We start from the raw sequence: 15,183 nt of genomic DNA, 5'->3' as shown, positions 1-15,183 counted from the left end.
ACGTTACACCTATGAACACTTATAGAGCCATGTTTAAAGTCAGAGACTGGAGATAAAAGAATGAATAGGAGGATGATAGGTTCAGGATTCAGTTCTTTAATTGCGGTAATAATATGTGTTTGACATCAAAAATCCTGTTAATAATGCTCGTTAATCTAATAGATCTTATCTGAATCTTGAATATTATAAACCAATAAGCAACATATTAAGACATTATTCTTAATAAATTAATTTTGAGTTTATTCGAATAATTGATATTGACAAGTGAAAAGATCGAGTTTATTATTATGTTAGTTAATTAATTTAATTAATGCAATAATAGTATTTTTCTTAGGCGGTTTCTTATTTTTTTGCTTTTGTTTGAAAGCGAATTCATGAGCCGTGTTTTAACTTTACATTAAAACCGTAATCGATGAAAGGAGGCAGCTAAAAGTTAGTATCTATTCATTTGCAATTCTTAAATATAAAGGGGAGGTTCAATGATGAAAAAGAAGTTAATGTTGCTTATCGGAATAATTATTACTGCCATCACACTTGCAGCATGCAGTGGCGGTTCAGATGATGCTGGTGGGAAAGTTAAGGTGCCGGAGGGTGCTACAGAGGTTGTTATGTGGAACTTATTTGGTGGTGGGGATGCAGCGTTTATGAAAGAAATTGTTGACGAATTTAACGCAAGTCAGGATGAGATTTTCATAAACAATATTCAACAAGAATTTGAAGAGTATTATACAAAATTGATCACGAGTGTCTCCGCAGGTAAAGGACCGGACTTGGCTATTTCCCATTCGAATGTACTTCCGGAATTGGTTAATCAGGGACTAGTGCAGGAATTAGACACATATGGTGAAGAAGTTGGCGTTAACTGGGATGAATTCAATCCAAACGTTCTGGATTCGACAGTTTTTGATGGGCAACACTTTGCTATACCAATCGACACACATCCACATATCTTTTTCGTGAATAATCAGCTTGCCGGTGACGCAGGACTTCTGAATGAAGATGGCAGTGTAAAAATGGAACAGACACCAGAAGGGTTTGTTGAATTCTTGACAACGCTTAAAGAAGAATTACCGAAAGATAAATTTCCGATGGCATTTTCTACTGCTGGTGTAGACTCCTATCGGTTATGGTTTTCCTTCTATAGTCAATTAGGTGGAGAAAATATTGTAACGGATGATTTAGAAAATCCTGAATATGTACTTGATGTTGATAAAGCAATTGAAGCTGCAAACTATATGCATGATTTATGGTACGAGCATGAAGTTATTCCATTGAATTTAGCGGATTTCTATGCTGATTTCCAATCTGGCAATGCAGCAACTATGTCCACTGGGGTGTGGGCAACTGGTACTTGGGAAGCAACGGAAGGATTAGAATTTACAGCAATACCTGCACCAAATATATTTGGCAAAGAGGCTGCATTCGGCAATTCGCACACCTTCGTAATCCCTGCTAGTCAAGATGCGGAACCGGAAGTTCAAAAAGCTGCGATTGAATTTATGAACTACGCTACAGATAAAGGTGTAGTTTGGGCAGAAGCAGGACATATTCCAGCAAAGACAACGGTTGTTGAATCAGAAGAATATGCGGAACTTCCATATCGGAGTGATTACGCAGAAGTAGCAAACTATGTTAATTTTCCAGATCAAACCGTACATGCACGTGGTATCCAGGATATACTTATTCGCAATCTTGATCTGATCTGGACAGATGAGGAATCTCCTGAGAAGGCATTTGAATTGATTGAACAAGAAGTAAAGGCGTTAATAGGAGGATAATTTGAACTGTCTAAGCTCCTAATATACTTTAGGAGCTTCTGACTTTTAATAGAAAAGGGGTATTTTATGAAAAACAAGTCATGGTTACAGGATATGAAGGCAGTGCCCTTTCTAATTCCCTTTTTTATCGTATACATGATCTTTACTATTTTTCCCGTTATTAAAGGGCTGGAAATGAGCTTCTATGATTGGTCATTAATTGGAAAATTGGACTTTATTGGGTTGGAAAACTTTAAGGTCATGTTCAGTGATTCTTATTTCTGGAGAAGTCTTGGAAATACAACGCTGTTTGTTATTTTAACAACACCAACAATGATGGTGCTTGCACTAGGACTGGCATTACTCGCTAACTTAAATACGAAGATTCAGACCTTTTTCAGGGGAGCTTATTTTATCCCAAGTATCTTATCCGTTGCCGTTATTTCCTTTCTAGCAATTTTTATGCTGCAACCATATAACGGATTCGTTAATACCATTCTTCATAGCATAGGAATCGAAGGGGAGCCTTTTTGGCTGGCTGATAAATATCTTGCTTGGATTACGATTGTAGTTGTTACCTTATGGTGGACGGTAGGAACGAATATGATTCTATTTCTTGTCGCACTACAGGACATACCCGAATCATTATACGAGGCAAGTGAAATAGATGGGGCAACCCGCTGGCAGCAGTTTTGGTACATTACATTGCCGCAGCTTAAGCCGATTTCCAAAGTCATTTTGCTGCTGCAGGTTCTTGCCTCATTTAAAGTGTTTGCACAAATTATGCTAATCACTGGCGGTGGACCAGGTGGTGCGACTAGACCTCTCATTCAATATATCTATGAAACTGGCTTTACACAAAATAATTTAGGATATGCTGCTACAATGTCCTTTGCATTATTCTTTATTCTATTAATTTTGTCGATAATCCAGCTAAGGCCACAGAGAACGGGGGAAAGTTAAAATGGGACAACCTAATCCAATCCCAAATATAGCGGAACAAAAACCAGTCGAGAAAAGAAATGGAGAAGGACCGAAAAGTAAAAAGAAAAGATCCGCAGCATTAAACAGGAGTCGCGATCCTTTTCATCCGGTTAAAGTTACGGTAGCGATTGCAGTATCTGTTCTGTTCATTCTGCCGATCATTTGGATGATCTTTGTTTCCTTGAAACCAGATGGATACAGCACAACTAATCCAATCGAATGGTTTTTGCCACCATTTACATTCTCGAACTACACGAATATAATTTCTGACACGTTAATACTTCGCTGGACGTTTAATAGTTTTATCGTCGCGCTGATTACAACGATTTTAACGTTAATTGTGACATCATTAGCTTCGTTTGCAATATCTCAAATGAAATTTCGTTTCAAAAGAACTATTTTTATATTCTTCTTGGTAGGTTTAATGATACCTGGAGAAGCAACGATTATTCCGCTATATGAAACAGCGAAAAGTTTAAACTTGATTGATAGCTATGCAGGGCTTATTTTACCGATGATTGCTTCACCATTAGGTGTCATCATATTAAAAAGCTTCTTTGATGGAATACCAAAGGAATTATTCGAAAGTGCAAAAATGGATGGATGTTCAAATATTAAACTGTTTTACAAAATCGCTTTACCTCTAGCTAAACCAGCTTTAGCCGCAATAGCTATCTTTACATTTATTGGGTCATGGAATAATTTCTTGTGGCCATACCTGTCCATATTATCTGAGGAGCTCTATACATTGCCAGTAGGTCTGCCAGTATTTAATTCCAGCTATTCGCAAGCCTATGTACTGCCAATGACAGCCAATGCTATTGCATCGATACCAGTTATTATCGTGTTCTTAATCTTTCAAAAACAAATTATTAAAGGAATCAGCTTTACAGGACTTAAAGGTTAAGACAAAGAGAAACTGGCTAAGAAACGTTGAGCTTACTTAGTTATGCAATTGCTTACATTTAAAGAACGTAACATAGATAGAATCCATTATTAGAATAAGGAGAAACTTTCTATGAAAAAATTGATTTTACTGTTATTTGCAACTGTATTTGCCGTTATGTTGAGTGCTCCGCAACCGTCTTTTTCATACAGTAACCCCTTGGATATACCTGATTCCTGGATGTGGGACCATGGGGATTTTTATGGGGAAGGTGATCCATATATTTTAAAGTACAATGGCATCTATTATCTTTATGTCAGTACTGTGGATGATAAAAGTGGAGTGAAGGTTTGGACGTCAACGGATTTAATTGATTGGGATTATGGTGGGCTAGTTACAGAAGAGCCTAGTACGAAAGCGGCATATGCACCAGAGGTAACGTATTGGAATGGTGCTTTCTATATGTATACATCACCAGGTGGAAATGGTCATTACGTTTATAAAAGTTCTAGTCCACTTGGACCATTTGTTAAGCAGACGGACAATCTAGGGATGGGAATAGATGGAAGTGTTTTTATTGATGATGATGGCCAGTGGTATTTTTATAGTACTGGCACCAACAGTATTATGGCAAGACCTATGGACGACCCATATACATTTGGAGAGGCTATAAATACAGGAGCATCAATGGATGGTTGGACTGAGGGTTCAACACTGTTGAAAAGAAATGGAAAGTACTTTATGACCTATACGGGAAATCATATTTGGAATAAAGCGTATCGGGTTGATTATGGTAGCAGTAATTCACCTACAGAAGGATTTACAAATGAAACAAAACAAAATCCTATATTAATTAACACAGAAGGTTCCCATGTTGGACTTGGTCATAATTCGATCGTCCGTGGACCTGATCTTGACACACATTACATGGTATATCATAGTCATGCAAATCCAGGCCGTGAAACGAACCTTGATAGAATCGTTTGGAACGGTGATAAGATGCTATTACTCGGACCTACAACGTTTAAACAGCAAAATCCCGATATGCCGGATTTCAGTGATCGCTTTAAGCGTAATGAAGTAGGTAATGATTGGATAGCGGTAAATGGAGGGAACTGGAGTATTTCAAATGATTGGTTAGAGCAGGAATCCCTTGGTGATACAAATTGGCATCGTCAGGTTACAAAAAACGAGACAAATGATAACTATACTGCAGAATTTAACATGAAAAAGAAGGAACAAGGTTCGAGTTCCAATCCAAGATTTGGTGCTGTATTTTCATATAAAGATGAAGATAACTATGGATTAGCTGTATTAAGCCCTGATAAAAATAGACTGGAAACATTTTTCCGGGTGGATGGAGTTGATCAAGAATGGGAGGCTTCTGAACTTCCGTCTGATTATGATTACTCTAATCTTCACCAAGTAAGAGTGGAAAAGTCAAACAGAGAATTTAACATATATGTTGATGGAATGCTAAAACAGACTAGGGAAATAGATGGACTGAACGGTGGAAAAATTGGTTATACCACTTCCGATGTTCATGCAGAATTTGGTTTTATTGCTTCGAGTAATAAGGTAGACGGTAGTAATGCATTTGATGCATATAAACCGTTACCAGGGTCTATTGAAGCCGTACATTATAATTCTGGTGGTGATGGAAAAGGGTTCCGTGAAAGTACAAATGAAATTAATGAGGAGTACAGACGGGATGCTGTTGACATTGAAGCTAATTCTGAAGGCGGTTTTAAAATAAGTTCTTTTCAGGAAGGTGAATGGCTGAAATATAATGCCAATATACAAGATAGTGGAAAATACGATGTCAGTTTGAGGGTAGCATCTGACAAGAATGCTCAAGTCAGGCTACGGTTAGATGATGAGACGGATTTATCAGGTGTCGTTGATGTACCAAATACAGGAGACGGCAATCAATGGGAAAACTTATCCATTGATGGGATTACTTTGCCAGAAGGTAATCACACAATAAAAGTGGAAGTTGTCCAAGGAGAATTTGATTTTGCAAGTATGAAAGTTAGTAAACACAAAGTTGAATCTGTGCTTTTTGATGACTTTAATGATGGTAATGATGACGGATGGACACCACATGATGGTTTCTGGAAGGTGGATACAAATACAGATGAACCAAGTGTTTTTGATAATTATAAGCCATTGCCTGGAGTAATAGAAGCCGCTTATTACAACTCTGGTGGAGAAGGAGTAGCCTATCATGACACAACACCTGAAAATATAGGTGGTGTCCTAAGAGGGGATTCCGTTGATATTCGGAATAAGCCTCAGGGTGGTACTGCTGTTGGATGGAATCAGACGGGTGAATGGTTGAAATACAATGTAAATGTAAAGGAAACGGGGCTGTATAACTTAAGACTAGATGCTTCAACCACATTTACTGATGCGAAAGTAAGGTTGTGGCTGGATGATGAAACGGATTTAACAGGAGTGATTGATGTTCCAAGTACAGGGGGGTGGAATAACTGGACCCCTGTAACGAAAGAAGGTATAACCTTACCAGAAGGGGAACATACAATCACAGTCGAGATTGTTAATGGAGAGTTTGATTTCTCAAGATTTAGTTTCAGCTCCTTTGATATTCATAAGCCATTGCCTGGATTAATAGAGGCTGAAGACTATAATCTTGGTGGAGAAGGAATAGCTTATCATGATAAAACGGAAGAAAATAGTGGTGGAGAGTATCGCGATGATGGCGTTGACATTCGTTCGACTCCTGATGATGGATTTGCCGTTGAAAGCTTTGAAGCAGAAGAATGGCTCAACTATGACGTTGATATAGCCGAAGAGGGTGAGTATGGTATTGATTTAGCTGTTGCGTCCATACAGGATAATGCTCAGTTAAAACTAGTATTGAATGATACAGATTTGATTGATGTTATTGATATTCCAAACACTGGTGATAAGAATAATTGGGAAACAATTACATTAAAAGACATCCATTTACCAAAAGGTAAGCATACGCTCAAAGTTGAGGCAGTTCAAGGAGAGTTTGATTTCTCAAAAATGATATTTCATACCTTTGATGAATATAAAAGTCTCCCAGGAAAGGTGATGGCAGTTGATTATATAACAGGTGGAGAAGGCATTGCTTATCATGATAATAACCCTGAAAATATTGGACGTGTGTACAGACAGGATGGTGTCGACATCAGGAATCATCCAGATGGGACGTATAATATTGGCTGGAATCAGACAGGGGAATGGTATAAATATAATGTAAACATGGCTGAGAGTGGTAACTTTAACATGAAAATGAGTGTAACAACGGACTTGGAAGGTGGTCAGGTAAGGTTGTGGCTTAATGACGAGATAGACCTTACTGGAGTTATCAATGTTCCTCGTACAGGGGGATGGGATAATTGGTCCGATGTTGTGAAGGAAAACGTCTCCCTTCCTGCTGGTAACCATTCAATTACGGTGGAAACAGTAAATGGTGAATTTGATTTTCATAGTATAGAATTCTATGAGAATACTGAAGAAGAAGAAGAAGAAGAAATTGAAACTGATGGAACCTATACTTCTAGCGTTGGAACTTTTGGGAAGTCCGTAATTGGTGAAAAAGATTGGAAGAATTATAGTGTAGAAGCAGATATTAAACTTGTTGATGGAATTGGAGATGGCGGGCTTATCTTTCGAGTAAATAATCCAGCAAATGGGATGGAACGAGCACAGAATAATCCTGATTTTATGCAGGGCTATGTTGCATATTTGAACGAAGAAGGCGTCCATCTTGGAAAGCAAAATTACAATTGGGAGTATTTAGCAGGTACAGAAATGACAGAGTTAGAAGATGAATGGCAGCATATGAAAGTAGTTGTGAAGGATGCGAACATAAAAGTATATGTTGGAGATATGGACAATCCAAAAATTGATTATACCGATAACAGTGTTACAGCATTCTCTCATGGTAGTGTCGGGGTAAGAAGTCATTTCAGTAATGCTGAATTTGATAATTTCCTTGTGAAGCCTATTGAGCCAAGTCTGGATTCTTTACAGAAGTCAATCGAATTAAACAGGGATACAGGTAATATCAGTCATTCATTATATATGAAACTGCATAACAAACTAAAGCAATCACAGCATCATAAGGATAAGGGCGATCTGCACAAGGCTAGTAAACATCTGAATGATTTTCTGAAGCACCTGGAGAAAAATAAAGCTGATGTACCTGGACGTGTATATGAAGAATTAAACGCGGATGCTGCAAGCTTAATAGACTCTTTTGAAAGCAAGGATGAATGAGGCAGTGGTTTTTGGTAGTCGAGAAAATCTTATTTCCCACAAATCCACTTAATTAAAGGGGGAACAGATTCGAGTGAATACGAATAAAACCTGTTCATGTTGCTCTGTAAGCAGAACAGATATTTCTCAAACTAATCATAGCATAGCCCCCTCTGATTATTGGGGAGGAAAGATCAGATTTAAAGACAAAATGGTGTATATATCCGGTGGTGATTTTTTGATGGGAACGGATGATGAGGAAGGCTTCCCCTCTGACAGAGAAGGTCCAGTAAGAAATGTAAAGGTAGAACCGTTCTATATCGATAATCACACCGTTACGAACAAAGAATTTAAACAGTTCGTTGAAGAGACGAATTATCAGACAGTGGCAGAAAAGTTTGGCTGGTCCTTTGTATTTCATGAATTTTTAACGCTTGAACAGTTGAATAATGAAAAGCAATTACAGAACGTGCCATGGTGGTATGCGGTTAGAGATGCTTTTTGGTATCAGCCTGAAGGGAGCGGATCAACGATTGAGCAGCGGTTGGATCATCCTGTATTACATGTATCCTGGCATGATGCCAATACCTTTTGCGAATGGGCAGGAAAGCGTCTGCCGACAGAGATTGAATGGGAATTTGCTGCTCGCGGAGGGCTTGAACAGAAGAAATATCCATGGGGAGATGAGCTGACTCCAGATGAAAAGCATTACTGCAATATTTGGCAGGGAAAGTTTCCACAATATAATTCAAAAGAAGATGGTTATTTAGGAACAGCCCCAGCAAAGTCATTTCCGCCAAATAATTATGGACTTTATAATATGTCCGGAAATGTATGGGAATGGTGCTCGGATTGGTTTAATAAAGACATCGAACATTCAACACAGAAGAGCATGCGCGGTGGATCTTATCTATGTCATAAATCTTATTGTAATCGCTATCGTGTAGCTGCAAGGAGTTCAAATACGATGGACAGCTCTTCAGGGAATATAGGTTTTCGCTGTGTAAGTGATGTGTGAAATAGACAAAGAAAGGTCTCAAGAGAATAATCCCTAACTGAGAGAGGTTCGTCTTAGAAAATGATTGAATAGGATTGTTCTACCAAACGGAGATGATATAAATAATTATTCTATACTTTTTAATTGGATTTATTTCCTCCGTAATTGGTGCAATGGCTGGCTTAGGTGGAGGAATAATTATCAAGCCGGTTCTAGATTATGTTGGGCATTATGATTTGGAAACAATCGGAGTCTTATCCGCGTCAACCGTTATGGCAATGTCCACTGTAACACTGGTAAGAATAAAAACAACCAAAGTAAAGATAGATTTCAAGATTAGCTTACTAATTGCTGTTGGATCGATAGTGGGTGGTCTAATTGGTAAAGGAGTATTTAATTTTTACGTAGTTAACCTGAAGTTAGCTGATATTGTAGGAGCCATACAATCAGGATTACTTGCTTTTCTGTTGATTATTATCTATGCATCCTTCAAATGGAATAGCCATACACCAAGTTATCTGATAGCAAATAAAGCCATTATCTTTTCAACAGGGCTAATATTGGGTTTGCTCTCAGCATTTCTAGGAATCGGAGGCGGTCCTTTAAACGTAGCTGTATTGGTTTTATTATTTTCCATGACTGGCAAGGAAGTTGTCATTAATTCGACGTTCATTATATTTTTTTCACAGCTGGCATCGTTATTATTGGTAGCATTCACTACCAGATATCAGGGGATGGACCTGTCTATGCTTCCATTTATGATTATCGGAGGTGTTGCTGGAGGATTAATTGGAAATATTTTATTGTTTAAGGTTTCGAGTAAGGCAATTTGGGGCGTTTTTAACTTCACAATTTTAATTATTGTGTTAGTTAATATTTATAATCTCGTAAAGGGATTGTGATTAGTGAAAGAAATAACTAAAGGCTGGTAGATTAGTAGAATTTGATAGCAAGTGATTTAATGAATTAAAGAATTGAGGGTTATTTAGACAGTGTGACAATCCTCAAACTTGGAGGGGTAGGAATGGTAAAAAGCAAGCCAAATATATTACTGATTTTGACAGATGACCTGGGATATTCTGATTTAGGCTGCTATGGGGGTGAAATTAATACACCAAATCTGGATCAACTGGCGAAGGATGGGTTACGCTTCACTCAATTTTATAATTCAGCACGCTGCTGTCCGAGCCGAGCTTCTCTTTTAACCGGATTATATCCACATCAGGCTGGTATAGGGTTAATGGATGAGGATCGGGAAACACCAGGATACCGCGGATATTTGAAAGAACAATCTGTCACCCTTGCTGAAGTGTTAAGAGAAGGTGGCTATCACACCTATTTATCTGGAAAGTGGCATGTTGGGAAACATATGCCAATTGAACGCGGGTTTGATGACTTTTATGGCTTATTGGGAGGTTTTGCAAGTTTTTGGGACAAGAAGAACTATGTTCGCTTGCCTGAGAATCGACCGCAAAGAAGTTATTCCGAGGGAGAATTTTATGCTACAGATGCGATTACAGATCACGCATTAGATTTTATAGATGAATCCCGAAGTGAGGAACAGCCTTATTTTCTGTACCTGGCATATAATGCACCACATTTTCCGCTTCAGGCACCGAAAGAAGATATTAAGAAGTATGAGAAATTATATGAAAAAGGCTGGGATAAAATACGGGAAGAACGATTGGAGCGAATGAAACAGCTGCAAGAGGTTGATGAAGAGATGCAGCTGCCACCACGGTCAGAATATTGGGATCGAGATCGAAATATTAGCGGTGTCAATCCAGCTTGGGAAACGATTGATCCAGATCGTAAAAAAGATCTGGTAAGAAGAATGGCGATTTATGCCGCCATGGTTGACCGTATGGACCAGAATGTCGGCAGGGTGATTGAAAACCTTCGAGAACATAATGAACTTGAAAATACGCTGATACTGTTTTGCTCGGATAATGGGGCATGTGCGGAATGGGATCCTTGGGGATTTGATGACTGGCAAACAACTTCAAACATTTTGCACCGAAAAGAAGACTTGGAACGCATGGGAGGTCCAGAAACCTATCACAGCTACGGGTCTGGCTGGGCAAATGCATGCAGTACACCGCTTCGAATGTATAAGCATTATTCCCATGAAGGAGGAATTAGTACGCCATTGATTGTTCACTGGCCAGCAGAGGTTGAGCGAAACGGCGAGATTGATCATCGTCCAGGTCACTTTATTGACTTTATGGCAACTTTTGTTGATATTATCGGATCACAGTATCCAGATGAGTATCAAGGAAATAAGATACCGCCGATGGAAGGGGAAAGTTTACTGCCTGTTTTCAAGGGAGAGACAACAGATACCCGAACATTGTGTTTTGAACATGAAGAACATTGTGCAATTCGCCAGGGAGAGTGGAAGCTTGTGAAAATAAAAGAAAGAGAATGGGAGCTATTCAACATGAATAACGACCGGACAGAGATGAATAATGTAGCGAATGACTATCCCGAGCTCGTGGAAAAGATGAAAGCAACTTGGAAAGAATGGGCTGAGAAGACCGATGTATACCCCCGCGTTAAATTGGAGAATTAACTTTTAGGTAAACGCTATCAATCAAAACAATATTAAATCATAGAATAGGAGAATATAAATGACACAAACAACTGCAACATATCAGAGGACAGAATATCCACGTCCGCAATTTCAAAGAGATTCATGGTTAAATCTGAATGGAACATGGAAATTTGCATTTGATGACAAAAATATTGGCGAGAAACAGCAATGGTCGAATGAGCCAAGCTTTACAACAGATATTCAAGTACCGTTTACGTATGAAACAAAAGCGAGCGGAATTGGAGAAGAAGCTTTTCATCCCTATGTTTGGTATCAAAGAACGTTTGAAATTCCAGAGGAAGAAATAGGAAAACGGGTAATTTTGAGATTTCAAGCATCGGATTATGTAACAAAGGTATGGGTAAACGGTAAATATATCGGAAATCATGTTGGTGGTAATTCTTCTTTTAATTTCGATATTACGGATGCGATTGATTATAATGAAAAGAATGAACTTGTTGTTAAAGCGGAAGACAGTATGAGCTGCTATCAGCCAAGAGGAAAACAGCGGTGGAAAGACGAAAACTTCGGATGCTGGTATGTACAGACTACAGGGATTTGGCAAAGTGTTTGGCTGGAATTCCTGGAGGAAGCTAGTATTGATAATGTAAAAATTACTCCTGATGTGGATACACATTCTGTTAATTTTGACTATACATTGAATGGTTCATTTAATGAGGATTGGTATGTGGAAACAATAATCAGCTTTTCGGGTGAAAGAGTTAAGCAATTTTCGATAACACCAGATCGTTCAAAAATGAGTTTTGCAGTGGATCTTCTTTCTGAGATACATGAATGGAAAGTAATGCATTGGTCACCGCAACAACCGAATTTATATGATGTTACATTTAGACTCTATGAAAATGGCAGATTGGTAGATGAAGTAAATTCATATTTCGGCATGCGAAAAATTTCTATTAAAGATGGTCAAGTACTTCTTAATAATGTACCAATATACCAAAAATTACTATTGGATCAAGGATACTGGACAGATACGATGCTTACACCTCCATCCGATGAAGCAATGCTGGAGGATATTGAGAAGACAATTCAGATGGGCTTTAACGGCGTACGCAAACATCAAAAGCTTGAAGATGAACGCTTCTTATATTGGTGCGATAAAAAGGGATTGCTTGTATGGTCTGAAATGGCTGCTACATATGAGTTTTCTGATGAAGCAGTAGATAATTTTACGAAAGAATGGCTGGAAATCATTCAGCAGCATTATAATCATCCATCTATTGTGACTTGGGTCCCATTCAATGAATCCTGGGGTGTGCCAAATATATTAAAGGATAAAAAGCAGCAAGCATTTACAGAATCAATTTACTACTTAACAAAGGCAATTGATCCAAATCGCCCGGTTATCGTGAATGATGGGTGGGAACACACAATTTCAGATATTATTGCCCTTCATGATTATGAAGAGTTCGGGGAAGCATTTTTAGAACGTTATAAAGATAAAAATAGAATAGTAAATAATGAAATACCTCATAACAAAGGAAAGTATGCATTTGCAGAAGGATATGAATATAAAGGTCAGCCAGTTATGATAACAGAATATGGCGGAATTGCCTTTAATGATGAAAGCGGCTGGGGATACGGGAATCAAGTGAATACAGAGGAGGAATTTCTAACCAGATACCGCAATATCACAGATGCAATAAAATCAATTCCGTATATTTCTGGATACTGCTATACACAGACAACAGATGTACAGCAGGAGATTAATGGATTATTAAAAGAAGATCGAACACCAAAAATTGAACTGAAAAAGATAAAGGAAATTAATAATTCCATTAAATAGTAATAAGCAGAAGGATTGTTCAGGTATTCTTGAACAATCCTTAACTGTAATTAATAATGCTGCTACAAAAAATGTAATAGCTATACGAAAGGAAGTACTTCATGGGGAAAACGTTTAAGAATCCATTATTAGATCCCGGTCCTGACCCATGGGTTTATAAAGAAAATGATATGTATTATTTAATGATTACCATAGGCAATAGGCTCGATTTATGGAAATCCCGCACATTGAGCGGGATTTCAAAAGGAGAGTGTAAGACCATCTGGACTCCTCCATTAGCAGGGATAAACAGCAAGAATATATGGGCACCGGAAATTCATAGAATAAACGGGAAATGGTACGTTTATTTTACTGCAAATGATGGAGTTGGCGATGATGAATCACGTAAAATATTTGTTCTGGAAAATAACTCTGAGGATCCTTTTACAGGTCAATGGATTGAACGCGGATATGTAAATACAGAATACCCTGGACTGGATGGTACAGTTTTCGAATATAAGGATCAATTATATTTTGTTTATGCGGGATATGGGCATTTTCCTGCTTATGGATCAGCGCTTTATATTGCTGAAATGACTGACCCATGGACGTTGACTGGTGAAAATGTAATGTTAACGAAACCAGAATATGAATGGGAAATGCAAGGGGGTATGGCGATAAATGAAGGCCCCGTCATACTAAAAAGAAAATCTAAAGTTTTCCTAGTTTACTCAGCCAGTGCCACATGGTCAGATGATTATTCGTTAGGAATGTTAACTCTATCTGCCAATTCAGATGTTATGAAACCAAGTGCTTGGGAAAAATCAACACAGCCGGTTTTTAAGAAAAGTTTGGAAAATAAAGTGTTTGCACCAGGACATAATAGTTTTGTAGAGTCACCAGATGGGACAGAAGATTGGATCGTTTACCATGCTATTCCTGAATCAGAAGGGGGAGGGCAACGCAGTACTCGAATCCAAAAGATTTACTGGAAAGTTGATGGAACACCAGAATTTGGTATTCCGTTAGCAACTGACGATTCGATACCTGTTCCCTCTGGAGAAGATTAGATAGGTTTTAATTGATTATATGTTAATAAGGTCAAGAATAAATGAAGATTAAGATCCATAAGAAGGCAGAGTAACTGTCTTTTTATGGATCTTCGCTATTTAATATTAAGACGAATGGGAACCTTTTAACAGCGAGTTTACTGGATAGAGTTGAATAACCTGACAAATAGGCAGAAAGAACGGACGTTTATCCTCGTTCAGAGCAGAATCTTTTTGATAAGTCGAATCCAAGCATAATTCTAAAAAAGACAGCAACAGGATCCCTGATTACGATCTGGAACTAGAGATTTTCATATCAATAAAATGGGAAAAATATCAAAAATTATACTCGTATTAAGATGGAATTAGCTGATATCTCAACTAATTATCTCTCCTCCCAGAGTTTCATTGGATCTACTTGCCCTTCACGCAATGGCATTCGTCTCATTGATAAGGTGCGTTCTGTTTTCGCTTTTTTAAGATCGTCATAGATTTCCTTTGATTTACCTAACCCAACTTCAGCCGCTTCTTCAACGGTTGCACAATAAAATACCTGTTCGATTCCCGCAAAGTACATCGCAGTTAAACACATTGGACAAGGTTCACCGCTCGCGTACATCGTATAACCAGATAGATTGTTCGTTTGTAATTTAGCTTGCGCACGTCGGATAGCAAGTAACTCTGCATGGCCACTAACATCAAATGTTTTGTGCAGTTCATTTACGCCTTCAGTTATGATGTTATTCTCTTTTACGAGTACAGCACCAAATGGCTGTCCACCCTCTTGAATATTTTCTGTCGCTAGTTCAATTGCTCGTTCCATGAATTTGTCCATATTAAACCTCCATAAATGTATCGTTTAACTTTACTGTACTTAAGT

Annotated in this window: 10 protein-coding genes; 9 read left to right on the top strand and 1 reads right to left on the bottom strand. The window is 38.2% G+C overall.

Features of this window, described 5'->3' with window-relative positions:
* The first annotated feature begins 482 nt into the window (after positions 1–482).
* The 9 genes from MHH64_RS20300 (at position 483) to MHH64_RS20260 (ending at position 14,324) form a co-directional block, all read left to right on the top strand.
* A complete protein-coding gene (locus MHH64_RS20300) occupies positions 483–1,778 on the top strand; it encodes an extracellular solute-binding protein (RefSeq protein WP_095308248.1) in 1,296 nt (431 codons plus the stop codon).
* Positions 1,779–1,844: 66 nt separating this feature from the next.
* Complete coding sequence (locus MHH64_RS20295; RefSeq protein ID WP_095308251.1) at positions 1,845–2,720, top strand: sugar ABC transporter permease; 876 nt, start codon at positions 1,845–1,847, stop codon at positions 2,718–2,720.
* A gap of 1 nt (position 2,721) precedes the next feature.
* Positions 2,722–3,648: a carbohydrate ABC transporter permease gene (locus tag MHH64_RS20290; protein WP_095308252.1), complete on the top strand. Its 927-nt coding sequence runs from the start codon at positions 2,722–2,724 to the stop codon at positions 3,646–3,648.
* Positions 3,649–3,759: 111 nt separating this feature from the next.
* Positions 3,760–7,899: a carbohydrate-binding protein gene (locus MHH64_RS20285; protein ID WP_340002350.1), complete on the top strand. Its 4,140-nt coding sequence runs from the start codon at positions 3,760–3,762 to the stop codon at positions 7,897–7,899.
* 121 nt (positions 7,900–8,020) lie between these two features.
* On the top strand, positions 8,021–8,896 hold the full coding sequence (locus MHH64_RS20280) for a formylglycine-generating enzyme family protein (protein WP_240033828.1): 876 nt from the start codon (positions 8,021–8,023) through the stop codon (positions 8,894–8,896).
* 101 nt (positions 8,897–8,997) lie between these two features.
* A complete protein-coding gene (locus MHH64_RS20275; protein ID WP_340003295.1) occupies positions 8,998–9,777 on the top strand; it encodes a sulfite exporter TauE/SafE family protein in 780 nt (259 codons plus the stop codon).
* Between the two features lie 122 nt (positions 9,778–9,899).
* On the top strand, positions 9,900–11,447 hold the full coding sequence (locus tag MHH64_RS20270) for an arylsulfatase (protein ID WP_340002349.1): 1,548 nt from the start codon (positions 9,900–9,902) through the stop codon (positions 11,445–11,447).
* A 58-nt stretch (positions 11,448–11,505) separates the two neighbouring features.
* The gene (locus MHH64_RS20265) at positions 11,506–13,275 is read left to right on the top strand and encodes a sugar-binding domain-containing protein (protein ID WP_340002348.1); all 1,770 of its coding nucleotides are present in this window, start codon (positions 11,506–11,508) and stop codon (positions 13,273–13,275) included.
* A gap of 101 nt (positions 13,276–13,376) precedes the next feature.
* Complete coding sequence (locus tag MHH64_RS20260; protein ID WP_303450589.1) at positions 13,377–14,324, top strand: glycoside hydrolase family 43 protein; 948 nt, start codon at positions 13,377–13,379, stop codon at positions 14,322–14,324.
* A gap of 364 nt (positions 14,325–14,688) precedes the next feature.
* Here MHH64_RS20260 and MHH64_RS20255 read toward each other — a convergent pair whose 3' ends face one another.
* Positions 14,689–15,138: a nucleoside deaminase gene (locus MHH64_RS20255; protein ID WP_303450584.1), complete on the bottom strand. Its 450-nt coding sequence runs from the start codon at positions 15,136–15,138 to the stop codon at positions 14,689–14,691.
* Between the last annotated feature and the right edge of the window lie 45 nt (positions 15,139–15,183).

Origin of the sequence: Oceanobacillus sp. FSL K6-0127 (assembly GCF_037983385.1) — a bacterium.
Classification (GTDB): domain Bacteria; phylum Bacillota; class Bacilli; order Bacillales; family Amphibacillaceae; genus Oceanobacillus; species Oceanobacillus profundus.
Note: the sequence above shows the minus strand (reverse complement) of the source record. Positions and strands in the feature narration are given on the sequence as shown.